This is a genomic window from Leptolyngbya sp. BC1307 (genome assembly GCF_002286735.1).
Taxonomy (GTDB): domain Bacteria; phylum Cyanobacteriota; class Cyanobacteriia; order Phormidesmidales; family Phormidesmidaceae; genus Phormidesmis.
Genome location: NZ_NRTA01000002.1, coordinates 198,820 through 222,316, shown reverse-complemented (window position 1 = coordinate 222,316; position 23,497 = coordinate 198,820). Strand labels below are relative to the sequence as shown.

The window sequence follows — 23,497 nt, the reverse complement described above, 5'->3', positions numbered from 1 at the left end:
ACATCGCCGCCGCCGCCTGATCCCCTCTATCGGAGCGGACTGCGCCCAGGGTGAGGTGGGTTCCGGTATATTGCGTCGCGGCCAGAACCTTCCCTTCCCTGCTCATCCAAAGCCTCTATGCCAGCACTTCTAGGCAGATGCGAATCATGCCGATGGTGACAGCCGGTAGCTCTAGCTGCGGAGTCAGACCGGTCGATCTGATCACCTCAAACAGCTTGATTGCAGTTGGGTTTCTCTGCGCTAGCTTGCGGCCCAAATCTGGTCCGGTGAATGACGCTTTTTCTCCCCATAGCAGCGTCGTCGGCACTGCTAGCTGACCGATGTAGTCAGCTAGGTCAAAGCACAGGTCGCCGCGAACGAATGAAAGGGCGGTATATTCGGCGTTGGGCTGCTGAGCAGACTGCAGGTAAGCTTGCACGATATCGTCAGAGATGCGGCTGGGGTCGGCAAACTGGCGATTTTTCAAAAAGTTTTCGATGCCGAAGCGAGTGGCGATCGCCCCGCTATACAGCAGCTTATCTAAAACCGGCGTACTGACAATCTGCGCAAACGGGCTACGGGTATAGTCATTGCCAAAGTCAGAGAGACCGGCAGGCGTCATCAAAATGAGCGACTTGAAGAGATTGGGTTGAGCGATCGCAATTCTCACCATAAAAGCTGCCGTCAGTGCCGAAGCTACCACGGTCACCGGTTTTTCTGGGCAAACCGCCTGAATAAATTCAGGAATGTTGCTGAGGTAGTCGCTAATTGTATAGTCGCGCTCAAGGTGCGCAGAGCGGCCCCAGCCGATCAGATCCGGAGCAATAACACGATAGTCGCTCGCAAAAGCGGGAAATACTTTCGACCACTCATAGGCCGAAGACCCGCCGCCAAAGCCGTGCAAAAACATCAGCGTCTCTCGCTCATCAATTGGGCGCTGACCTGGATACTGTGGCAGCGTAGGAACGTAATAGATAATCTTCCCTAGCTGCGTTTCCACACTTTTTTGATCGACGAAAGGAATTTTGAGCATAGGGGCTACCAATAGCGACTGAGCCTGATCGTATCGAACCGCCGAGGCTAGACACTATAGCTGAAGAAAGATCTATGCCTGCTGGCGCGAAGGTTCGGCGTAATAGCGCTCCAGACATTCCCTCATCACCTGATGATGATTAAAGGCCAGCGGCATCGTCAAAGCAGTCGCCACGTCAAACCATCGCGCTTCGACCACCTCACCCTGAGAAACTTGCGGATCGAGCGGGGGCAGGTTGGCCTCGCCGAGATGAAACATCAGCGCATACTTGAGCGTGACATTCTGGCGGCGCAGCGGCGTACTGTAAACCTCATACGGATGGTCAAGGTTGCCTTCAAAGCGAAAGTCTTGAATCAGCTGTGGAATATCTAGACCCAGCTCTTCCCAGACTTCGCGGTAGACGGCTTCAGTCGCAGTTTCGTCATAGTCGAGATAGCCACCGGGCAGACCCCACTGCCCAACGCCTTCGGGCAGATCTTCGCCGCGCAGCCCCAGCGGCACGTACTTGACGCCTTTGCTGACAAAGAAGAGAACGGGTAAAACAGTCACGCTGCGGCTGATCCAGATTTCTGCGCCGTCAACGTTGACACAGCGATTGGGTGTACTTTTAAATTTCACGGTTTGAGTTTTTCATAGATAAACGGCTCTCTAAGAGCATAGGGGACGCTCCGAAGAACGCCCCCTATAATCCCGTCTTTAGGATGTTAGTCAGTTGCCCCAACGTAGCCGCTAAAGCACTTAGGACAATGCTTGCTTAAGCAGCTACTTTAGCTGCCTCATAGGTGGGGAAGTCTGTGTATCCCGCCGCGTCAAAGGAATACCAGATCGCCTGATCGGGGTCAGCATTGAGCGGCCAGTTATTTTCAAAGCGGGCAACCAGGTCAGGGTTGCTGATGAACGGGCGGCCAAAGGCAATTAGGTCGGCATCTCCAGATGCGATCGCCTGCTCTGCCATCTCCCGATCATAGCCACAGTTACCAATGAGCGCCCCGTCATATACCTGCCGAAATTCAGCGAGCATCATCGGCTCGCCCAGCTCATGAAAGCCAAACGCTAATCCATCCAGCACATGCAGATAGCCCAGACTGTATTGATTGAGCTGCTTGGCGACGTAGGTAAACGTCTCCCGGTAGTCGGGTGAACCCATATCGTTGAAGTTGCCGTTGGGTGCAAGTCTCACGCCCACTCTACCGGCAGGCCATACCGTGAGAATGGCCTCAATGATTTCCTGCAAAAACCGATAGCGATTTTCCACGCTGCCGCCGTACCGATCAGTCCGCTGATTGGTCTTAGACTGCAAAAATTCATCGATCAAATAGCCATTCGCAGCATGAATTTCGACGCCATCGAAGCCCGCTTTTTTCGCGTTTTCAGTCGCCTGGCGATAGTCTTCTACCACCTGAGGAACTTCTTCAGTCGTTAACGCTCGGGGTACTTCATAAGGCTGACTGCCGCTGGGCGTATGCGCTTCAGAGCCTTCAATCTTAATCGCCGAGGGCGCAACCGGTAGCTGGCCGTTGGCTTGAAAACTGCTGTGAGAAGCTCTGCCGGTATGCCACAGCTGTAAGAAAAAGGACGTTCCTTTCGCATGAACCGCATCCACTACCGGTTTCCAAGCTGCCGCTTGTTCGGCGGTATATATACCCGGGGCATGCTGCCAGCCATTGCCCTGAAGGGATGGCGCAGTCCCTTCGGCAATGATCAGGCCAGCGCCCGCCCGCTGAGCGTAGTACTCCGCCATCAGCTCATTGGGCATTCTCTCTGCGCCAGCGCGGGCCCGAGTCAGCGGAGCCATGGCCACGCGATTTTTTAAAGAGAGATCTTTGAGATTAAAAGAACTGAGGAGATGAGGAACGTTTGTCGAAGAAGTCATAGTGAAAATAATTACAGCTCTTGCTTGGTTGGGCGGATGATCATCTCGTTGATATCGACATCGCTAGGCTGTTCGATGGCGTAGGCAATGGCTCGGGCGATCGCATCTGCATCAATCGCAACGCCATACATCTGATCGGCATTTTTTGCACTTTCTTCGTGAGAGATAGTGCTGGTTAGCTCAGTGTCTACAGCGCCAGGAGAAATATTAGTCGAGCGAATTTCACCGTTGCCCTCTAGCCGAATGCCCTCAGAAATAGCTTTCACTGCAAACTTAGTCGCACAGTAGACCACACCAGATGGAAAAACCTGATGCCCTGCAACGGAAGAGAGATTGATAATATGACCAGACTTTTGCTGTTTCATAATCGGCAGTACCGCTGCTACGCCGTACAGCACGCCTTTGATATTGACATCGATCATCTTGTCCCACTCATCTACCTTGAGGGCGGCTAGAGGCGATAGAGGCATTAGTCCAGCGTTGTTTACCAGTACGTCTATCTGGCCATAGGCCTGATGAGTCGCCTTAGCCAGCGCTTCGACCTGACTGCGGTCGGTCACATCGGTCAGCTGATATTTGGCTGTGCCGCCCGCTTTGTTAATATCATCAGCCAGTTCTTTCAGCCGATCTTCTCTTCTAGCGGCCAGCATGAGCTTAGCCCCGCCTTTTGCTAACCGGCGAGCGGTCGCCTCACCCAGGCCGCTGCTAGCACCCGTGATGATAACGACTTTGTTCTGTATCTCAGACATAATGAATCCTTTCTATGGTGTGTATCAGCGGCCTGGCTAGTCCGAACAAGCTACGAACAGGACTGCTAACTTGGCCGCTCATTTTCTCTAAAATTGTGAATAGGAACATTAGTAGACCAGTCGTCTACCAATGCTTAATGGTATGTTTTAATCGACTATTTTAGATCTACCGCTAGTTAGATTAGATCTGTTAAAGACCTGAGCGAATAGCACCTGAACGAAAGTTTGCATGGGCGCTACGGACTTGGTCACCTTTGCCTGCAATATAGCGCCTTCCCAGCCAGACAGGGTGAATTTGGCTAAATCTGTCCAGTTACGGTCACCAGCAATCTCTCCACTCTCATAGGCGGCTTGCAGGCACTTGGCAAACTGCTGTTCCCAGTCAGATAGGATTTGATTGAGGCGATCGCGAAACAGCTCATTTTGGGCAGATAGCTCCTGAGCGAGGTTGCCGATCAGGCAGCCATTGGCACACTGACAGGCCCTCATCTCAGCAATACCCATCTCAAAATAGTTGTTCAGGCGCGTTAGCGGCGAAAACCGCCCATCTTCTAGCGTGGCTTGTAGTCTCTCGCCGTACTTGAGGGCAAAATCCTCAATGATCGCGAGCCCAAAGTCTTCTTTGCTCGCAAAGTAGTAGTAAAACGAACCTTTGGGCACGCCTGCGGTCGTCAATATGTCATTGAGTCCAGCCGCGTTAAATCCCTGTCGGATCACAATATCGCGGCCAGCTTGAATGAGATCGTTTCGCTTGTGGGTACGTTTCATCGGGCTTACAGTATTTGACTCGCCTTTCTATCGTACTCGACCGATCAACCGTCACCAGTGAGCCAGCCTTTCCTAATCGATGCCTGCTTTGATCGCATCTTCAAGTACGTCTGCCATGCTCTTACCCTCGGCCGTTGCTTTTGCCTTGATCTTGGCAAACAGCTCGTCGGAGACGCCTACCCGGTTACGACGACGGCCTGAACCGATTGCTTTGGCTGGCGTGTAGGTTTCGCTGAATTGGCGGAGGGCATCAAAGGTGTAGCGATCGCAAAAATCACCAAAACTCTCTCCTGTATTCCGATTTTGCTTAAAGCAAGCAAACAGCGGCTCCAGCTCTTTTTCTAAATGGTCTACATGCAAGCGCTCCATGTAAGGCCGAGCCAGTCGGATCTGGTTAGGCGATCCGCCCAGCCACAGCTGATAGCTATCGGGCGCACTGCCGACAAACCCGAGTTCGGCCATATAAGGGCGAGCGCAGCCGTTAGGGCAGCCCGTCATACGAGTGACAAATGTCTCGTTCCTCAGCCCTAATTTGTTCAACAGCTTGCGAATCCGCTCCAACATACTTGGGATAATTCGCTCCGACTCTGTCACCGCCAGGCCGCAGGTCGGCAGCGCCGGGCAGGCCATCGCATAGCGCTCTAAAGAGTCCACTTTGCTGTCAGGCGTGATGCCGTCACGGTCTAAAATCGCCTGAATTGCGGCCTTGTCAGCCGGATCAATATCGCAGAGAACCACGCTCTGATTTGGGGTTACCCGCATCGGTAGCTGAAACTTTTCGACAATCTCTTTGAGCGCCGCTTTGTTACGGAGTTTGCCCTGGTTGTGCACCCGGCCATTGCGGACATGCACCCCAACAAACAGCTTGCCATCGCCCTGCTCGTGCCAGCCCAAATAGTCTTCAAACTTCCATTCGGGTAGATCTCTATAAGGCTCCAGCTTTTTGCCAAATCTCTTTTCAACTTCGGCAATAAACTTCGGCAGACCCCAGCGATGAACGAGATATTTCATCCGAGACACGCGGCGGTTGTACCGTTCGCCATAGTCTCTTTGTGTAAAGACAATCGCTTTGATCAGGTCATAGATATCGTCCTTATTCACATAGCCAATATGATCGGCAATTCGAGCAAAGGTTTCTTCTTTGTTATGGGTGCGGCCCATGCCGCCGCCTGCCATCACGTTAAAGCCCTGCAGTTCGCCGCCGTCATCAGTGATCACGACCAGGGTGACATCTTGCGTGTAGGCATCGACTGAGTTGTCGCCCGGAACGGTGACCGCACACTTAAATTTGCGAGGCATATACTGCACCCCGTAAATCGGCTCTACCGGATGAGGCTCTCCGTCTACATGACCGGCTCGGCCCTGTCGGGCAGCGACGACAGCCGGATCTTCTGCGGTGGTCACCACCTTTTCACCATCTAGCCAAATTTCGTAATAGGCCGGGGTCTGAGGCGTGAGCAAGTCGGCAATGTTAGTGGCGTACTGACGAGCCAGGATGTACTCAGGTTTATTTTTGTAAGGGGCGGGCGGAGCCATCACATTACGGCTGAGGTCGCCGCAGGCTCCTAAGGTCGAGCCCATGCTGCGAATAATCTCAGCTAGCGTCGCCTTGAGATTTTTCTTGAGAATGCCGTGGAGCTGAAAAGCCTGACGGGTGGTCGCCCGCAGCGTGCCATTCCCATACTTATTCGAGATATCATCCAGGGTGAGATATAGCTCAGGAGAAATATAGCCGCCGGGATTGCGCAGGCGGAGCATCATCTGATAGTCCTTTTCCTGGCCTCGAATGCGATTGTCGCGGTTATCCTGCTGGTAGGAGCCGTGAAACTTGAGGATCTGAATGCCGGCTTCGGTAAAGTGAGTGGTATCTTGCTTTAGCTCAGTCGCCACAGGCTCCCGCAGAAACTGGCTGCGCTCTTTAATGCCTTCAAGCTTAGAAACCTTTTTTTCGGCGGGTTGAATGGGCGTTTGAACCATGGGAAGTTTGATTTGAGGAGCGTGATGAATAGTTGAGCGAGTGAATGTCCGGTAATCCGGTCGGGATGTCGGTGTATCTATAGAAATTTTATCACCGTAGTTTGATCAAGGGGGTTGCCTGGAAAAGATTCGACTTATTTTGTATCGAGTAGTTCAATGTTACTGAGTGTTTGAGCGATCGCTCTAGGAGCCCCACCCATGGCCGATTCGATGATGTATAGCGAGGAGATGTTTGTCTTTCTCACCCCTGATGCCAGTGAGACTTTCCTGACACCCGCCGAACTGCTCGATCAGCTAAAGGCAGTGCTGGCCCAACACTCAGACAATCTGCCGCCCGACTTGAAAAAGATTTCATCGGATGAAAAACGGGCTCAGTATCTGATGGAAACCCACTGCGAATTTGAAACTGCACCCGGTGAAGCCGTGCAGTGGTATGCGGTCAGGTTAGAAAAGTAGCTTCGACTGCGCTCAGCTACCTGGTTTGGGGCGATAGGGGCTGGGGAGCACTGCCCGGTGGCTAAGCGTAGCCAAAATCCCGGTGGCCGAGCGCAGTCGAGATCACACTGTCTTCATCGCCAGCGCTACCTTCTTCTCAGCGGGCTGGCTCACTTCGGCCACGATGCCAGGGCCAAAGAAGGCTTCAATCTTGGGCTGCTTCTCCTGCCATTTTTCAAACGGCACATAGGGCGAGTCAAACTCTAATACCAGCGTGTACGCGCCATCTCGCTGCTCTTCATGAATACCTGATAGCACCGGGCGCTGCGTGTCGTTGGGGCTGAGGCCGAGCCGCTCCAGGGTTTCATCCAGGTGAGCCTCTTGTCCGTAGCGGTAGCGGGTAACGTCCTGGCGCACTTGGGTTTGGGTTTGAGTGGCCTGCTGGCGCAGGGCGATCACCGCCGCACTGGGTAGCTGTGTGTAGGGTACAGGCGTTAGCTCAGCGGCGCGCAGGGCTAATCCCCCCAGCAAAATGGGTACCCCATAGAAAAAGCCAATCAGGTTGAGCGTGGCTTTTTCTTGGGCATAGGCGACAAAGCCAATAATCGTCAGAAGGCCGCCAGCGATGAGGAGGACAGATCCCAGGGGAATTTTGCGCAGCATGGTCATTTTCCTTTTTTTAAATCGCTCGAAATAGGCAGAGGTGCAGATGCGCTCAGCCCCGGATGTATTTATCCTATAATCCTATAAAGAAATGTAACTCATCTCGGAGACCCGTTTGATATGGAATTTGCCGCTCTTCAAACCAGAATTGAGCTGATCCGCACTAAGCGGCAATCGCTGCTACGTTTGTTAGAGCAGCCCGGCATCGGGACTTTGCGCATCGACGTTAACCAGGCGCTAGAAGAAATCGATGACCTGCTCGAAGAATTTGACCGCGCTTTCCCTTCTCAAGTAGCGTCATAGAGAGGTAGCGTCATAGAGAAACGCAGCCAAAGGGACGCAGGTAAGCACTAAAGATGGGTAAAACCTTTACAGCCGAAATTCATCATCAGGGCAAGATTCACAGCATTCCAGTACCCGAAGACCAAACGGTGCTAGAGGCGGCTCAGTTCGCTGGGCTAGATCTACCGTTCTCTTGTAGTGCGGGCGTCTGTACGACTTGTGCCGCGCTGATTACAGAGGGCACTGTCGATCAGACCGACGGGATGGGTGTGAGCACAGAGCTGCAGGCCGATGGCTATGCGTTGCTCTGCGTAGCTTTTCCCACTTCAGATCTGAAGCTAGAAACTGAAAAAGAGGACGAAGTCTACGCCCGTCAGTTCGGTCAGCCGGGCTAGCTAGGCAACCACGATGCAGACCAAACTAATCACGATAGAGGTGTCTTTGCTAGCGCCCCCCGGCAAACTACGCGCTGCTGTAGCGGGCTCTGATGTGATGCGTTCAGATGCGCTGCGATCGCACATCGAAACCACCCTTTCAGACCACGGTGACCCTCTCCGCTGGGCCATTACCGCCATCGACAAAGACAATCAGACCGCCCATGTGGAAGCGGTCGTCACCCTCATCAAATGACCGTAAAAAAACCGCATACGACGGTGCTGATTATCCCCACTGGCGTCGGCGCGGCCATCGGGGGCTACGCCGGAGATGCTCTGCCCGTTGCTCGTACGCTATCGACAGTCACCGACCGACTGATCACCCATCCCAACGTGCTCAATGGGGCGCAGCTCTACTGGCCGATAGAAAATGCCGACTACGTCGAGGGCTACGGCCTGGATCAGTTTGCCGCTGGGCACTGGGGACTACGACCGGTGCATCAAAATCCGATTGGCCTGGTAATTGACCAAGCGGTAGAATCCGAGCTGCGCTGGCGACACTTGCAGGCAGCCGATGCGGCTCGGGCTACGCTTGGTCTGGACATCAGAGCACATGTCGTGACCGACATGCCTTTGCAGGTCAGCCTCAAAACCACTCAGTCGGGCGCGTCTTGGGGCACATTAGAAAATCCGGGCAGTCTGCTGCGAGCGGCAGAGCGATTGATCCATGAGGCGCGGGTAAAAGCGATCGCCGTCATTGCCCGCTTCCCTGAAGATGAAGATGCCGCTGCCCTCGCTGCCTACCGTCAGGGCCAAGGCGTTGACCCGTTAGCCGGAGCCGAAGCCGTTATCAGTCACCTGGTAGTGCGTACCTTTAAGCTCCCCTGCGCCCACGCGCCTGCCCTCTCCCCGCTGCCACTCGACCCGACGATCTCTCCCCGTTCCGCCGCCGAAGAGATTGGCCATACCTTTTTACCCTGCGTTCTAGCTGGCTTGAGCCGGGCACCGCAATTTGTCGGCCTGGGTAACGATTCATCCGAGCGGACGCAGGCTGTGGTGATTAGCGCTGACCAGGTTGATACAGTGATCGCGCCCGCTACGGCTTTTGGCGGCAGTGCGGTGATGAGTTTGGCGCAGCGGGCGGCGCAGGTGATTGCCGTTGAGGAAAATGTCACGGCGATGGCCGTCAGCGCGGCTGATCTGGGCATTCGGGCGATCGCCGTCAATACTTATTTAGAAGCAGTCGGGGCGATCGCGGCCTACCGAGCGGGGGTTGCGCCAAGTGCGCTACGGCCTCACATGCAGTCATTACCAGCGCTACCTCAGATAGAATTGAGCCAGTAAAATTGAGTCAGTACGGTTGCCCCTCTAAGATGCTGTATATACTAGAACAGAACCTTTGATAAACCCTTGCTGAGGTCATCGGTCAGCTAGCAGCATAAGGTTAGGTTAGTCATTAACGCAGAAGAGAACTGAGGAAAAAACGACATGGGACTGTTTGATCGCGTTAGCCGGGTGGTGCGCTCCAACCTAAATGCGGCGGTGAGTTCGGCTGAAGATCCTGAAAAGATCCTCGATCAGGCCATCATTGACATGCAAGAAGACCTGGTGAATATGCGCCAGGCCGTCGCTCAGGCGATCGCTTCTCAAAAGCGGGTAGAGCGCCAGGCGGAGCAGGCCCAATCAGCGGCTACTAGCTGGCAACAGCGCGCTCAGCTCGCCTTGCAAAAAGGCCAAGAAGATCTGGCCCGCGAAGCCCTCGTTCGTAAAAAGACTCAGGCCGAAACGGCCAATGCTCTCAAAGCTCAGCTCGAACAGCAAAGCGCCTCAGTTTCTACGATCAAGCGTCAGCTAATTGGCCTGGAGAGCAAAATCTCTGAAGCCAAAACCAAAAAAGACATGCTTAAAGCCCGCGCCAGTGCGGCTAAGGCCAACGAGCAGCTGCAAAAAACTGTCGGCACCCTCGGTACCAGCAGCGCCATGGGTGCTTTTGAGCGCATGGAAGACAAAGTACTGCAAATGGAAGCCAGTGGTGAAGCCGCTGCTGAGCTGGCGGGCGCAGATCTAGAGAGCCAGTTTGCCCGACTAGAATCTGGCGACGACGTAGACTACGAGCTAGAAGCGATGAAAGCCCAAATGCTGGGTGGCTCAGCGCCTGCTCAAGAAGCCCTGCCGGCGGGTGATGAACCGGCTGTCGCGCCGCCCAAAGATGAGGCTGTCGATGCAGAGCTAGAAGCGCTCAAGTCTGAATTAGACAGCCTGTAAAGCACCTGATTATGGCTTAATCTATTAACCTTGATAGATATGGCTTTAGTTAACTAAACCCCACTTGGACTTTCTCTAGGTGGGGACATTTATTGGTTTTGACTGAGCTGACTGCTTTTCCCTCTACCTCATCGCTATGCAAATTGCTGATCGCCTTGCCCCTCTACAAACCAATGTCTTTGCCGATATGGACCGGGCTAAGGCGCAGGCGATCGCTGCTGGCAAGCCAATCATAGACCTGTCGCTAGGGTCGTCTGACTTACCTACGCCGCCGCATGTGCTAGCTGTGATCGCCGAAGCTCTACACGACCCGGCAACCCACGGCTATGCCCTCTTCAACAGCACCAAAGACTTTCGGATAGCTGCCGCTCAGTGGTATGAGCAAAAGTTCGGTCTGGCCGTTGACCCCGAAACTGAGGTACTGCCCTTAATTGGCTCTCAAGAAGGGACTGCTCACTTGCCGTTAGCGGTGATGAATCCTGGCGATGTGGCCCTGCTGCTAGATCCGGGCTATCCGTCTCACGCGGGCGGTGTGTATCTAGCAGGCGGCGACATCTATCCGATGCCGATTGTGGCCGAAAATGACTTTTTGCCCGTATTTGCTGAGATTCCTCAGTCGGTAGTTGAGCAGGCGACGATGATGGTGCTCAGCTATCCGCACAACCCAACGACAGCGATCGCCTCTCTATCCTTCTTTCAAGCAGCGGTCGCCTTCTGTCAGCAGCATGGCATTGTCTTGGTTCACGACTTTCCCTATGTCGATCTAGACTTTGCTGGGGAGCCCGCCCCCTCAGTTCTCCAGGCAGACCCCCAAAAGACAGTCTCGATAGAATTTTTTACCCTGTCTAAGTCGTACAATATGGGCGGCTTTCGGGTAGGGTACGCCATTGGCAATGCGCGTATCATCAAAGCGCTGCGACAGGTGAAAGCGACGGTAGACTTTAACCAATATCGGGGCATTTTGCGCGGGGCGATCGCTGCCCTCACCGGCCCTCAAGACTGTGTTATTCACATGGTCAATACCTTCGCTGCCCGGCGTGACGCGGCAGTCTCAGCACTACGGGCCATCGGCTGGCCAGTGCCCACACCCGATGCGACCATGTATATCTGGGTAAAACTGCCCGACCATCTGCCAAACGACTGGGCCAATCACTCTATCGATTTTTGTACGGAGCTGGTAGCGCAGACCGGCGTCGCCCTCTCACCCGGTCGAGGATTTGGTAAGTCGGGCGAAGGCTATGTCCGCTTTGCCCTGGTTCATCCGCCAGCGGTACTGACCGCTGCAATTCAGAAAATGGGTGAACTTGTGACTAGCTGCGCCTAATATTACTCTTAGTACCGGCCAAATGCGAATGATGTCGCCTGGCTGATGCCCCCTACAGAAAACGGGTTACCGTTTAGCGCAAGAATCTACCATATCCTCGCAGGATAGAGATCACTGGCTAAGGCCAGTTCCTTATTAAAGTATGTCTTCTTCAGCTTTGGGCCGGGTACTCATTTTAGAAATTGACTACAGCAACCGCATTCTCTTTGCAGACTACCTTGAGCACTGTGGCTACCGGGTGCTTCCTCTCTCAGATGAGCAACAAGTCTTCGAGAGCCTGGAAGTTTTCCAGCCTGATTTGCTGATTCTCAACTTAAGACTGCCCGTCATAGATGGACTTACCATTATTGAGCAGCTCCGTAGCCATACCCGATGGCACGCCTTGCCCGTGCTGGTAGTGAGCGGCTATGTCACCGCCGAAAATCAGCGCAAAGCCTATCAGGTAGGTGCCAATGCCTACTTGACCAAGCCAATTTTGCCTCATGACCTGAGCGCAGCGGTCGCTCAACTACTGGGTTAGCGCTGCGCTCAGACAACCGGGTTCGACGCTCTCTAGCTGCGCAAATGGTTAGACGGCGGCGACTGCTCTCTCTGCTGCCGTACAAAGCTCTCTACCATCTGGCTGAGCCCTTGCACCGCTGTGCCAACTTCTACGATGTTAGATTCTAGCCGACTGGAGATGATGGCCATTGACTGGAGTTCGTTGAGGATCTGACTTACAGACTCTTGATACTGACTTTCAAATTCTTGGATGTTCACAATTGCTCAATAGATAAGAATATAGGCGCTAGCGTCTTCGCTTCAGGTTTGGCTGTCGCTGCCGATATTGGGAAAAAGCAGCTGGTGGTTACTCGCTGGCCGAATTGCAAAGCGCCAAAAAACGATTCATTGCCGCCGACATGCGCCCACTTGAGATACCCCGCTCAGACCCATCAGGATATTGGCGCAATAGCAGTCAGGACAAGGCTTCGCTAAAATAGGGTAGAGGACTATAGATGCTGTGAAAGTAGATGTAATAATTTATACACATATTTCCTTTCGCATGGAGCTTCGGGCCAGATTCCTGCTGAATCTTCGTGGTCTGCGTCACTTTTTTAAAGAATGGTTTAAGCCCGATACAAATAGTACGGATACTTTGAGACGGGATTTTTGGGTTTGATATCTCGTTTCCTGATATCTCAAATTTATACTTTTCTCCGTTTTTTCAAGTAGGCTTAGCCCTTTTTTCGTTAGTTTATCTGCGTCCTTTTTTGTTTTTGCTAAATACCTATCTACGTTTGAGTTGTGTCAGCTGTGCCTACTTCGTCTATCGCTAAAGTCCTTTTACAAGATCCGAGCAGGCTAGAAAGCCGGCTGAAGGAGATTCCTCAAGAGCCGGGGGTCTACTTCATGAAGGACGAGACTGACCAGATCCTCTACATTGGCAAGTCTAAAAGTTTGCGATCGCGCGTTCGCTCGTACTTCCGAGATGCGGCTCATCACCATTCGCCCCGCATTGCCACGATGGTGACCAAGGTATCTGAGATTGAGTTTATCGTCACCGATACCGAAGCTGAAGCCCTGGCCCTAGAGGCCAACTTGATTAAGCAGCATCAGCCCCACTTCAACGTGCTGCTCAAAGACGACAAAAAGTACCCCTACCTTTGCATTACCTGGTCAGAAGACTATCCGCGCATTTTTATCACCCGCCAGCGCCGTAAAAACGCTAAAAATCGCTACTACGGCCCCTATGTCGATACCGGGCTGCTGCGGCGAACGTTGCAAATTGCCAAGCGGATCTTTCCGCTGCGTCAGCGCCGCCAACCTTTGTTTAAAGATCGCCCCTGCCTGAACTACAGCATTGGCCAATGTCCGGGCGTGTGCCAGCAGCTGATTGCCCCCGAGGACTATCACAAAATCGTGCAGCGGGTGGCGATGGTATTTCAGGGGCGATCGCACGAGCTGATTGACATCCTCACTGCGCAGATGGAGCAAGCTGCCGAAAATCTGGACTTTGAGAAAGCTGCTTTGATTCGCGACCAGCTCAAGGGGTTAGAAACGCTCAGCGCCAATCAAAAGGTAGCCCTACCTGACGATACGATCTCTAGAGATGCGATCGCGCTCTCCTCAGACGATCAGCACGCCTGCGTCCAGCTATTTCAGGTGCGAGCCGGTCGGCTAGTTGGGCGTTTGGGCTTTGTCGCCGATGCTCAGTCGGGCACCCCCGGCGAGATCTTGCAGCGCGTATTAGAGGAGCATTACCGGCTAGTAGACCCGGTGGAAATCCCTGCTGAGATTTTGGCCCAGCACGCGCTACCTGAGAGCGACATGCTGGCAGAATTTTTGAGCGAGCAAAAAGGCCGCAAAGTCTCTATCGAAATGCCCCAGCGCCAGATGAAGGCCGAACTAGTAGAAATGGTAGAGCGCAATGCTCAGTATGAGCTGGCCCGCACTCAAAGGTTTGCCGACCGCAACACTCAGGCCATGCAAGACTTGTCCGAGCTAGCCGATTTGCCCGGCCCGCCCAAACGCATTGAGGGCTACGATATTTCGCATATTCAGGGCTCTGATGCGGTAGCTTCTCAGGTAGTCTTTGTCGATGGACTCCCGGCCAAGCAGCACTATCGCACCTACAAAATCAAAAATCCGACGGTTACCAGCGGCCACTCAGACGATTTTGCCAGCATGGCAGAAGTGATCCGCCGTCGCTTTCGCCGCTATGCCGAAGATCCTGATTTGCAGCGGGTAGGCAATTCTGACTGGCCAGATTTAGTCATGATCGACGGTGGCAAAGGCCAGCTCTCAGCAGTCGTCGCCGAATTAGAGCAGATGAATTTGCTCAGCGCTCTGCGAGTCGTCAGCTTAGCCAAACAGCGTGAGGAAATCTTTTTGCCTAACGAAAAGAAACCTTTAGAAACCACAGCTGATCAGCCAGGCGTTCAGCTATTGCGGCGCTTGCGAGACGAGGCCCACCGGTTTGCAGTGAGCTTTCACCGGAGAAAACGCACCGATAGAATGCGGCGATCGCGCCTAGAAGACATTCCCGGCTTAGGTCATCATCGGCGCAAGCAGCTGCTGGCTAACTTTCGCTCTATTGACTATATCCGCGAAGCATCTCCTAAGCAGCTCGCTACCGTAGACGGCATTGGCCCACAGCTAGCTCAGCAAATCTACGAATACTTCCACCCTTCTACGGTTTCTTAAGTTAATCAAAAGAAATAGTTCTGAGAGAAAAGGCTGCACCTATAGGACTAGCCCTAGAAGTGTCGTATTAAATACACGTTTTCTCTGAAAATTTATAGCTTAAGCTTCTTTTAATAATGTGCAGGTAATGACATAGAAACATGTTGAGAAGCGTAACGATAATGAGAGAGGAATATAAAGTAAACCTTTTATTTGAAGGGCTTTAAAGCCGGTAGTTGGGGATCGCTAGCGCCTTTGCGGGACGCACAAATACCATCTATCCTTGCCCCGGCAGGTGTTCTAGTAAGTTGGGATCAAGCTTGTGATGGGCGATCCCCGGTTTTTGTCTATCTTTAGGTTCTTTGCGGCTACTCAGATAAGTTGCCATAATAAATGAGTTAATCATTGATGTTGCGAATCAAAAGTCTACGCGCCGTATGCAACTAGCTTTTAAGAAACGATGTCTCTGACCTTTGAATAAGTCATAAGAACTATGAAGGCTATGGAAAGACCGGCGAAGTCCTTTTTGGAGTCTTTTTTGTCAGAAGATACCAAAAAGGTTCCTGCTATCGCTACTGTGCAGAGAGTGCACTGCCCCACCTGTGGCAGATCTGCTGAACGTTACCATCTCAAAGAAGATGGCATCATGCGCACTCAGTGCTCCCACTGCGACTACTTAATGAGTATTTGCATTGAGACCGGCCAGGTGATTGAGGCATATGCGCCCAGTTTTTCGCCTGCTGCATTGGCGGCTTCTCCAGCAATGGGGTAATAGAGCAAACGTCAGGCCAGCAGGTTCCTTTCAGGCCAAGCTAAACCCACCATAAAAGCGCACTCCATTATCAAGGGTGCGCTTTTGTATGCTTTGCAGCCGTCCTGTCTGCCACTATCCCGGTTGCTGCTGGCGAGGGGTAAATGAGGGTGTTGGCTCTGCTTTCGGCGGCGCTATCTTTTATGGCATTACCTGTTATAGCGCTGGATTCGCCTGAGGAAATCCGTGATCCTAGCAAGTCCTTCTTTGATAGCGGCAATTATTTAGCGACTAAATCGTGACTCACAGCAGGCCCTTACCTCAGACCAGACAATGCCCAACGTCATAGAAATTGCCGCGAGACGTTGCCTTGCCAGCAGCTTTAACTGAACGCTTGCGCTAGCTGAGGCTATAAAACTCTAGCGCCGAACGAGCGCTTGCTTAAAGGCAACTAGCGCTTCGGCAGGGGCTACCTGCTCGCTGGCGTTTCTATTCTGAAAGTTATTGAGACCTAGCAAAACGTATAGGACCAGTGTAATTGTGGTGGCCTGCGTTAATCTGACGAACATTTGTAATTTCCTCTCACCCTAGCTCTCGCTTAGATTAATGAGTCTAAATAGACAGGCGAATCGGTAATGTTACCCAATCTGAATTGGCACAGTAGCCGCGATTTTTCATTAAAAATCAAGGGGTCAGGTCGTCTCATGCCCGGTTCTCCGGCTCGCGCTATGCCTAAATGCACCCTCTCAAAAATACATGTTCAAACTAGCTTGCTATTTGCTCGCTCAGGTGTATCTCCAATAAAGATTTTACGAATGTTTGATAGGGCAGGTAAGCGCTACTGCTAGGGCTCTTGGGCTCTCTACCAGCGCGGCGCTAGTAAACCTGGTATGAGCCAGGGGTCGTTTGACGGCTTAAGCAGATATTTTGGCCTATGCTTTTAGAGCATTCGCTTGGGAGAGTTCTTTTGAAATTTGCTTTCATCATTGATCCGATTGCGCGATTGGACCCTGGCCACGATACGAGTGTGGCGATTATGGAAGCGGCGCAGATACTAAAGCACGAAGTGTTTATCACCCAGTCCGACCGGCTGGGCGTTGTCGGTAGCCGCGCCTATGGCTGGCTGCAGCCGATAACGATGAAGCCGGTTGTGCAACAGGGCGATCGCTGGGTGGCCGAGTCTGACTGGTACCGCTTAGGAGAATCGAAGTGGCGTCCTTTAGAGCAGATGGACGTTGTCTTTATGCGTACCGATCCGCCAGTGACTGTGCCCTATCTCTATGTGACGTATATTCTTGACTACGTCGATAGCCGCAAGACTCAGGTGATCAACTCTCCGAAGGGGCTGCGGACGGCGAATGAAAAAATGTATGCCTTACAGTTTACCGATGCCATTCCAGAAACGATTGTCAGTGCTGATAAGCAGGTGATTAGAGCAGCCGTCGAACGGTGGGGTGCGGGGGTGCTAAAGCCGCTGGGCGGCAAGGCTGGAGAGGGAATTTTGTTTTTGGAGGGGAGCGATCGCAACTTCAACTCCATTATCGAAGTGAGTACTCAGCGAGGCAAAGAACCGGTGATGGTGCAAACTTATCTGCCAGCAGCAAAAGCAGGCGATAAGCGCGTGATCTTGCTTAGCGGGGAACCCATTGGCGCAGTCAACCGGGTGCCGACAGGTAAAGAATTTCGCGGCAATATGGCGGTTGGCGGTCGCAGTGAGAAAACCGAAATCACCGCTCGTGATTTGGAGATTTGCCGGCAGGTAGCCCCCGCTGTCCGCAGAGATGGCCTGATCTTTGTGGGCATTGATATCATTGGGGGCTATCTCACTGAGATTAATGTGACCAGTCCTACCGGCATCCGCGAGATCGACCGGCTAGATGGCGTGCGCCTGGGCAACCAGGTTGTGAAGTGGGCAGAGAAATCGCGTCCATAGCGGGTAGCGGTCAACGTAACACCCAACTGTAGTTAAGCCTCGGTTGGGTCGATCCCCAGTTCTCTGAGTCGCGCCGCCAGACGCTCAGCTTTAGCTTGGGCTATATTGCGTTCCTGCTGGGCAGCGTCACGTTCTTGCTGGGCGGCATCCCGTTCCTGCTGGGCAGCGTCACGCTCTCTGCGAGTATCGGTCAGACTTAAGAAGGGCTCACCGTCTGGCCGATAAATTTCTAAGGTGTCTGGCTGGACGACGAAACGCACTTTTAGCAGCGGGCTAGTCCAACCATTGACATCCTCAATAACCTCTAAATACTGACCTGCTCGCTGCCACCCGATCAGCTCTACATCGTCAGGATCGTAAACGTAGTATTCTTGAACGCCATAGCGTTGATAGAACTGAAATTTTTTAGCCAGTTCACCGCCACGATTGCCCGGTGAGAGAATTTCAAAGACAACCTGTGGGGCAATATCGCCTTCTTTCCACTGCATATATGAGCTGCGATCGCCTTTAGGCCGCCCAAAAGCGATCATCGCATCTGGTGCCTGACGGATGCTATTACTGCCCTCGACCGGATACCACAGCAGATCGCCCGCGACAAAGACATTCGGGTCGTTAGCATAGATAGCTTCTAAGTTTTCTTTGATATTGACGATCCACTGGAACTGTAAGGTATTATCCGACATGGGTTGGCCGTCGCCATCGGGATAGACAATGTCCGTTTTGGGAAGCTGCTGAACCATAACCAACCTGCTGAGCGGCTAGACCTAGTGTAGCTAACAGAGAAGGTGAGGCGATCGCCCGCCCAAAAACGTTAATTTAAAGGCTCATTACGATGACAGATAACGATGCCCTTTTTACAGATTCCAGCTGAGTCTCACTATTGGCTGAGTAATGCCCGAGTGCCGCTGACATTACTTACCAACGGATCTTTCAACTGGCCACTAGTTGAACAGTTTCAAAGGGGTCAGTATAGAGAATCTTTAGTGGCAGTCGATATAGAGGTGCGCGATGGAACAGTCGGGCGAGTGCAGCCTGCGATCGCCGGTCAATCAGTTGAGGTACCCACTGTCGATGCGCAATCGGGGCTGATCTGGCCTTGCTTTGTCGATATGCATACCCATTTAGATAAAGGGCATATTTGGTCGCGCAGTCCTAATCCAGACGGTACTTTTGAAGGGGCGCTAAAAAATGTGCAACAAGATCGCGCTCAGCGATGGCAAGCGGAAGATATCTATCGGCGCATGGCATTTGGGCTGAAATGTAGCTATGCCCATGGTACGCAGGCTGTTCGCACTCACCTGGATGCGCTTGATGGTCAGGGAGAGATTAGTTTTGAAGTATTTCGTCAGCTGCGCAAGGAGTGGAAGAACAAAATTTTTCTGCAGGCGGCTTGTTTAGTCTCTCTAGGCTATTTTATAGGGCAAAAAGGAGAGAAATTAGCCGATCTGGTAGCTGATTCGAGCGGCGTTTTGGGTGGTGTAGCCTATATGAACCCGAATGTTGTTCAACAGATCGACCGAATATTTGAGCTAGCAAAAGAGAGAGGCTTAGACCTGGATTTTCATACGGATGAGAGCTTGGACGCTAGCGATATTACCTTGCGCTATGTAGCAGAAGCGGCCATTCGCCATCAGTTCACCGGGCAGATTACCTGCGGTCATTGCTGTAGTCTGTCTGTGCAGTCTGAGAGCGAAGCGCACCAGACAATAGCGGCGGTTAAACAAGCAAGTGTGGCTATCGTCAGTCTGCCCATGTGCAATCTGTATCTGCAAGACCGTCAGCCGGAGAGAACGCCGCGATACCGGGGGGTGACTATTTTGCGCGAGCTGAAGGCAGCAGGAGTAAAGTGCGCATTGGCTTCTGATAATTGCCGTGACCCGTTTTTTGCCTATGGCGATCACGACGGCTTAGAAGTCTTTACTCAGTCGGTTCGCATCGCTCAGCTTGACCATCCTATAGATGACTGGGCTCAGTCGGTGACCAGCGTTCCAGCGGAGATGATGGGGCTGCGTGATGTTGGGAAGATTGGTGAGGGAGTGACTGCCGATTTGGTCGTGTTTAAGGCACGCAGCTTTAATGAATTGTTAGCGAGGGGGCAGAGCGATCGCACTGTCATCCGTCAGGGAAAACAGATCGATACCACCCTGCCCGACTACGCCGAACTCGATGACCTGATGCGCTAGGCGACGACGCTAGCAGGCAGATAGCCCATTTCTTCTAGCTTGGCGATCACTTTATTGACGCTCTCTTGAAGCGTTTCTTTGTGAGTCTCACAGTTGACCTCAGGATTGCTTGGGGGCTCATAGGGGTCGCTGATGCCAGTGAACTGTTTGATTTCGCCAGAGCGGGCCTTGGCATATAGCCCCTTTACATCGCGCTGTTCGCACACTTCTACCGGGGCGCTGACGTATACTTCAACAAAATCACCGATGCGATCGCGCACTTCTTCACGAATAGCTCTGTAAGGAGAAATGGCGGCAACTAAGACGATTACCCCGTTGCGCGTTAGCAAGTTAGAGACAAACCCAATGCGCCGCACGTTCTCATCGCGGTCTTCTTTGCTGAAGCCCAACCCTTTAGTCAGGTTGGTGCGAACGATGTCGCCGTCTAGTACTTCTAACTTGAGGTTGCGATCGCGCAGTTCTTTTGTTAGCGCGTCGTTGATAGTGGTTTTGCCTGCGCCACTGAGCCCGGTGAACCAGATAGTGACGCCGCGTTGTTGTGATGACATGTTTGTATTATCTCCTAACAGTCGAGTTGAAGTGCTGGTTTTACCTGATGGAGGGCACCGGCAGGCCCGGGGAAGGGGGAAGGCAGTAGACAGTGGGCAGTAGGGAGAAGGGGGTGGGTGGTCGCTGTGCTTAGAGTCCGTAGATCCAGATGGCTAGCGGGGGGGTAATGATGGCCATCAGTAAGCTGAGGGGGCCGCCTACTCTGAGAAAGTCAAGGAAGCGGTAGCCGCCAGCGCCGTAGACCATGGTGTTGGTTTGGTAGCCAATGGGGGTCATAAAGCTGTTGGAGGCGGCAAAGGTGATAACGAAAATGACGGTGAGCGGGCTGATGCCGATGGACTGAGCGACCTGAGCGCCAATGGGTAGCAGCAAGATTACCGAGGCATTGTTAGACAGCACAGCGGTTAAAAGGACTGTTAAGACATAGATTAATGTCAGCAGCCAGTAGCTGGAGAGGTCGCCGCTGACCTGTACGAGCTGGTCAGATAGCCACTCGGTCGCGCCAGAATTTTGCATGGCGGTGCCTAAAGGAATCAGACAGGCTAGCAAAAAGATGACATCCCAGCGGACTGCCTGGTAGAGTTCGCCGGGCTTCAGACAGCCGGTGACTACCATTGCTAAGACGCCTGCTAGGGCTGAGACCAAAATTGGATAGTCGGTGACGACAGTGGCGACTATCACTGCCAGGCCAATGGCCAGGGCAATGTTAGCTTTGCCCGTGCGCAGTGTGTCTAGGTCGCGCTGCTCTAGCAGCAGCAGGTTGCGGCTAGTTTGAATCCCGACCAGGCTTTGTTTGGGGCCTTGTACCAGCAGCAGGTCGCCAAAGCGAAGCGAGACTTTGCCCATGCGATCGCGCAGCAGCTCTTGCCCCCGACGAATAGCAAGCACCGTGACGTTGTAGCGCTGGCGAAATCGCATGTCTTTGAGCGTAGAGCCGATCATGTTGGAGTTAGCAATCACGAGCGCTTCGGCAATGCCCTCTTCTTCGCTGACATCGCGCTGCCAGGATTTTTGCCCGAACTGCACATCGGGCAATATCTCTAGCCCCTCACTCTCACGAATTTTGAGCAGGTCTTGCTTGCCGCCCCGAGCGAGCAAAATATCGCTGGCCGCGAGTGTTTTATCGGCAAAGGGCTGAGGAAAATGAGTGTCGTTGCGGATCAGCTCCAGTACGTCTACATCAAAGCGGCGCTGGAGCTGACTGGCTCGCAGCGTCTGCCCGACCAAGCTAGAGCGGGGCGTAATCACCAGCTCACTGACGTAATCTTTCATGCCGTATTTTTGGCTGAGGCCGCGATCATCTACTTGCCGATTGGGCAGCAGCCAGGGAGCCACCAGCCCCAAGTAAGCTAGACCCACAATAAAGGTGATCATGCCCAGCGCGGTGAACTGAAACAGAGAGAATTCGCCCAGGCCCAAGTCACCCGCTAGGCCACTGGCTAAAACGCTGGTAGAAGTACCAATAACGGTGATCATACCGCCTAAGATAGTGGCGAAGGAGAGCGGCATCAGCAGTTTAGAAGGAGAGATCCGGTGCTGCTGGCAAAAGTCTTCGACAATGGGTAAAAAAACAGACACAATGGCGGTGTTGTTGATCAGGCCAGATAGGGGGCCGACAATAATGCCCAAGGTGATAATCTGCTGGCTGAGCCGTTTGCCGCCCCAGCGAATTAGCCAGCTACTGGCATTTTGCAGTACGCCGGTGCGGGCGATGCCAGCGCTGAGGATAAACATCGCCATCACCGTAATCGTCGCCGGGTTGCTAAAGCCTGCAATCCCCTCTTGAGGTGTTACCTGTTTGAGCAAGATTAGCGACACCATCACCCCTAAGGCTGTGATGTCAGAGGGAAATCTTTCGACTATGAATAGCACTAAGGCGATCGCCGTCACGCTCAGGGTTAAAACGATGCTCATAGGGTTAGAGTATCCGTCGAGGCATATGCGATTTTACTCATTAAGGCGGCTGATCGCAATTTGGTTTGCTGTGCAGATGTGCTGAAAATGTTCTGCAGGTGTGTGCAGTTATTTTCTACGTTCATGCGATTGGGTCTCTATCCGGACAGGTGCCACCCGGATAGAGGCCGTTTAGAGACTAAACACTATCGACTCATGGCTTAGACGATGAGTTCCGGGTGCTCTTCTGCCTTCAGCTTGGGCTGTAAATATAGCGCCTCAATCAGGACGGCCCCCCCGGCTACCCAGGGCGGCACAATCAGCGCGCCAACAATGCCCAATACCTGAGCGCCGCCCAGCACTGCCAGCAGCTGATACAGCGGATGAACGCCCACTGAGGAACCCACCAGCAGCGGATCGAGCAGATAGGTCTCAATGTTTTGAATAATGGCGTAGAAAATAACCAGCCACAGCACGGCCCAGCCCCCTAGAGGAATCGCAACCAGCAGGGCGGGAATCGCGCCTAAGATAGGGCCGAGAAAGGGAATCAGATTGGTGACGCCTGCGATCGCCCCTAAGCCAATAGCAAAATCTTTCAAGCCCAAAAAGCTCAAGCCAATACCGGTAATCAAGGCGAGTGTGCCCGAGACAAGCACCCGACCGCGAATATAGCTGCCAATGCGGCTGGCTATCTCTGGCAGTTGCTCGCTGACGCGCTGATCCCAGGGGGCGGGTATCAGCCGCACAAAATTGGTGGTCAGGGTGCGGCTATCGGCCAGCATGTAGCCCGAGATGAAAATAGCCAGCACCAGACTCAGCAGCGTGCCCAAAATATCGGCTGTGAGATTGTAAGAGCGTAGCGCCACCTGGCGAGTCGAGCGAATTGCCCAAGCGGCGATCGCCTGTACATCGAGCTGGCCAAACACCTGATCGGTTAAATCGGGGCGGCTGTCATTGAGCGCAAGCACCCACACTTCTATTTGGGTCGCTGCCTTACGCAGGAGCACAGGTAGCTGCCTGACCAATAGCTGAATTTGTTCGAGTACGGTGGGGCCAATCAGGACGGCGACCCCTACCAACGTACCGATAATCGCTAGGTAGGTGAGCACAGCGCTCAGCCAGCGCGGGACTCGATACTGTTCGGCCCAGTTGACAATCGGGGCGATAGAGCAAGCCAGTACGACGGAAATCATCACCAGCAGCAGCAGTCCTCTCAACTGCCAGCCTATGATCGCCGTCGTGATCGCGGCAAATACCACCAGAACGCCACTCAGAGAGATAGACAGTCGCTGTTCAGAAGCCAT

At 53.1% G+C, this 23,497-nt stretch carries 26 protein-coding genes; 12 read left to right on the top strand and 14 right to left on the bottom strand.

The features are described 5' to 3' along the window. Positions 1-115: 115 nt before the first annotated feature. The 6 genes from CKL79_RS02380 to sir form a co-directional block, all read right to left on the bottom strand. Positions 116-1,012 carry an alpha/beta hydrolase gene (locus CKL79_RS02380; RefSeq protein ID WP_121967964.1) on the bottom strand — a complete coding sequence of 299 codons (897 nt, stop codon included), beginning with the start codon at positions 1,010-1,012 and terminating at the stop codon, positions 116-118. 72 nt (positions 1,013-1,084) lie between these two features. Continuing rightward, positions 1,085-1,630, bottom strand: a complete 546-nt coding sequence (locus CKL79_RS02375) for an NUDIX hydrolase (RefSeq protein ID WP_121967963.1) — start codon at positions 1,628-1,630, stop codon at positions 1,085-1,087. A gap of 136 nt (positions 1,631-1,766) precedes the next feature. After that, positions 1,767-2,885 carry an alkene reductase gene (locus tag CKL79_RS02370; protein ID WP_121967962.1) on the bottom strand — a complete coding sequence of 373 codons (1,119 nt, stop codon included), beginning with the start codon at positions 2,883-2,885 and terminating at the stop codon, positions 1,767-1,769. 11 nt (positions 2,886-2,896) lie between these two features. Continuing rightward, positions 2,897-3,634, bottom strand: coding sequence for an SDR family oxidoreductase (locus CKL79_RS02365; RefSeq protein WP_121967961.1), 738 nt, complete (start codon positions 3,632-3,634; stop codon positions 2,897-2,899). A 147-nt stretch (positions 3,635-3,781) separates the two neighbouring features. After that, positions 3,782-4,402 carry a TetR/AcrR family transcriptional regulator gene (locus CKL79_RS02360; protein WP_121967960.1) on the bottom strand — a complete coding sequence of 207 codons (621 nt, stop codon included), beginning with the start codon at positions 4,400-4,402 and terminating at the stop codon, positions 3,782-3,784. A 72-nt stretch (positions 4,403-4,474) separates the two neighbouring features. Next, complete coding sequence (gene sir / locus CKL79_RS02355; RefSeq protein ID WP_121967959.1) at positions 4,475-6,379, bottom strand: sulfite reductase, ferredoxin dependent; 1,905 nt, start codon at positions 6,377-6,379, stop codon at positions 4,475-4,477. Between the two features lie 198 nt (positions 6,380-6,577). Here sir and CKL79_RS02350 point away from each other — a divergent pair, with 198 nt between their 5' ends. Continuing rightward, a complete protein-coding gene (locus CKL79_RS02350) occupies positions 6,578-6,835 on the top strand; it encodes a chlororespiratory reduction protein 7 (protein ID WP_121967958.1) in 258 nt (85 codons plus the stop codon). Between the two features lie 102 nt (positions 6,836-6,937). Here CKL79_RS02350 and CKL79_RS02345 read toward each other — a convergent pair whose 3' ends face one another. Beyond that, a complete protein-coding gene (locus CKL79_RS02345) occupies positions 6,938-7,477 on the bottom strand; it encodes a DUF2854 domain-containing protein (RefSeq protein WP_121968018.1) in 540 nt (179 codons plus the stop codon). 120 nt (positions 7,478-7,597) lie between these two features. Here CKL79_RS02345 and CKL79_RS02340 point away from each other — a divergent pair, with 120 nt between their 5' ends. The 7 genes from CKL79_RS02340 (at position 7,598) to CKL79_RS02310 (ending at position 12,242) form a co-directional block, all read left to right on the top strand. Then, complete coding sequence (locus CKL79_RS02340) at positions 7,598-7,780, top strand: hypothetical protein (RefSeq protein WP_121967957.1); 183 nt, start codon at positions 7,598-7,600, stop codon at positions 7,778-7,780. 53 nt (positions 7,781-7,833) lie between these two features. After that, a complete protein-coding gene (locus CKL79_RS02335; protein WP_121967956.1) occupies positions 7,834-8,154 on the top strand; it encodes a 2Fe-2S iron-sulfur cluster-binding protein in 321 nt (106 codons plus the stop codon). 13 nt (positions 8,155-8,167) lie between these two features. Further along, positions 8,168-8,389, top strand: coding sequence for a hypothetical protein (locus CKL79_RS02330; protein WP_121967955.1), 222 nt, complete (start codon positions 8,168-8,170; stop codon positions 8,387-8,389). Next, positions 8,386-9,477: a DUF3326 domain-containing protein gene (locus CKL79_RS02325; protein WP_121967954.1), complete on the top strand. Its 1,092-nt coding sequence runs from the start codon at positions 8,386-8,388 to the stop codon at positions 9,475-9,477. Before CKL79_RS02330 ends, CKL79_RS02325 begins: the two co-directional genes overlap by 4 nt. Before the next feature lie 144 nt (positions 9,478-9,621). Further along, positions 9,622-10,398, top strand: coding sequence for a PspA/IM30 family protein (locus tag CKL79_RS02320; RefSeq protein WP_121967953.1), 777 nt, complete (start codon positions 9,622-9,624; stop codon positions 10,396-10,398). A 136-nt stretch (positions 10,399-10,534) separates the two neighbouring features. Further along, positions 10,535-11,722 (top strand): LL-diaminopimelate aminotransferase, encoded by a 1,188-nt coding sequence (locus CKL79_RS02315; protein ID WP_121967952.1) that lies wholly within the window; start codon positions 10,535-10,537, stop codon positions 11,720-11,722. Between the two features lie 142 nt (positions 11,723-11,864). Further along, entirely contained in the window at positions 11,865-12,242 is a 378-nt protein-coding gene (locus CKL79_RS02310; RefSeq protein ID WP_121967951.1) for a response regulator, read from the top strand. A 32-nt stretch (positions 12,243-12,274) separates the two neighbouring features. On the opposite strand, the gene CKL79_RS02305 is transcribed toward CKL79_RS02310, so the two are convergent. Further along, the gene (locus CKL79_RS02305; RefSeq protein WP_121967950.1) at positions 12,275-12,481 is read right to left on the bottom strand and encodes a hypothetical protein; all 207 of its coding nucleotides are present in this window, start codon (positions 12,479-12,481) and stop codon (positions 12,275-12,277) included. A 534-nt stretch (positions 12,482-13,015) separates the two neighbouring features. Here CKL79_RS02305 and uvrC point away from each other — a divergent pair. Next, on the top strand, positions 13,016-14,905 hold the full coding sequence (gene uvrC, locus CKL79_RS02300; RefSeq protein ID WP_121968017.1) for an excinuclease ABC subunit UvrC: 1,890 nt from the start codon (positions 13,016-13,018) through the stop codon (positions 14,903-14,905). Between the two features lie 256 nt (positions 14,906-15,161). Here the strand turns inward: uvrC and CKL79_RS24110 are convergent, their stop codons facing one another. Beyond that, positions 15,162-15,290 carry a hypothetical protein gene (locus tag CKL79_RS24110; RefSeq protein ID WP_276298777.1) on the bottom strand — a complete coding sequence of 43 codons (129 nt, stop codon included), beginning with the start codon at positions 15,288-15,290 and terminating at the stop codon, positions 15,162-15,164. A gap of 87 nt (positions 15,291-15,377) precedes the next feature. On the opposite strand from CKL79_RS24110, the gene CKL79_RS02295 reads away from it, so the two are divergent. Continuing rightward, complete coding sequence (locus tag CKL79_RS02295; protein ID WP_346427036.1) at positions 15,378-15,656, top strand: hypothetical protein; 279 nt, start codon at positions 15,378-15,380, stop codon at positions 15,654-15,656. 398 nt (positions 15,657-16,054) lie between these two features. Here the strand turns inward: CKL79_RS02295 and CKL79_RS23010 are convergent, their stop codons facing one another. Continuing rightward, the gene (locus CKL79_RS23010) at positions 16,055-16,204 is read right to left on the bottom strand and encodes a hypothetical protein (RefSeq protein WP_170943932.1); all 150 of its coding nucleotides are present in this window, start codon (positions 16,202-16,204) and stop codon (positions 16,055-16,057) included. Between the two features lie 398 nt (positions 16,205-16,602). Here CKL79_RS23010 and gshB point away from each other — a divergent pair, with 398 nt between their 5' ends. Beyond that, a complete protein-coding gene (gene gshB, locus CKL79_RS02290) occupies positions 16,603-17,568 on the top strand; it encodes a glutathione synthase (protein ID WP_121967949.1) in 966 nt (321 codons plus the stop codon). 32 nt (positions 17,569-17,600) lie between these two features. On the opposite strand, the gene CKL79_RS02285 is transcribed toward gshB, so the two are convergent. Continuing rightward, entirely contained in the window at positions 17,601-18,308 is a 708-nt protein-coding gene (locus CKL79_RS02285) for a Uma2 family endonuclease (RefSeq protein WP_121967948.1), read from the bottom strand. A 105-nt stretch (positions 18,309-18,413) separates the two neighbouring features. Here CKL79_RS02285 and CKL79_RS02280 point away from each other — a divergent pair, with 105 nt between their 5' ends. Then, positions 18,414-19,751: a cytosine deaminase gene (locus tag CKL79_RS02280; protein WP_121967947.1), complete on the top strand. Its 1,338-nt coding sequence runs from the start codon at positions 18,414-18,416 to the stop codon at positions 19,749-19,751. On the opposite strand, the gene cysC is transcribed toward CKL79_RS02280, so the two are convergent. The 3 genes from cysC to CKL79_RS02265 form a co-directional block, all read right to left on the bottom strand. Then, positions 19,748-20,299, bottom strand: coding sequence for an adenylyl-sulfate kinase (gene cysC / locus CKL79_RS02275; RefSeq protein ID WP_121967946.1), 552 nt, complete (start codon positions 20,297-20,299; stop codon positions 19,748-19,750). The two genes, CKL79_RS02280 and cysC, sit on opposite strands and share 4 nt — an antisense overlap. 130 nt (positions 20,300-20,429) lie before the next feature. Next, positions 20,430-22,214: an SLC13 family permease gene (locus tag CKL79_RS02270; protein WP_121967945.1), complete on the bottom strand. Its 1,785-nt coding sequence runs from the start codon at positions 22,212-22,214 to the stop codon at positions 20,430-20,432. A 200-nt stretch (positions 22,215-22,414) separates the two neighbouring features. After that, the gene (locus CKL79_RS02265) at positions 22,415-23,497 is read right to left on the bottom strand and encodes an AI-2E family transporter (protein ID WP_121967944.1); all 1,083 of its coding nucleotides are present in this window, start codon (positions 23,495-23,497) and stop codon (positions 22,415-22,417) included.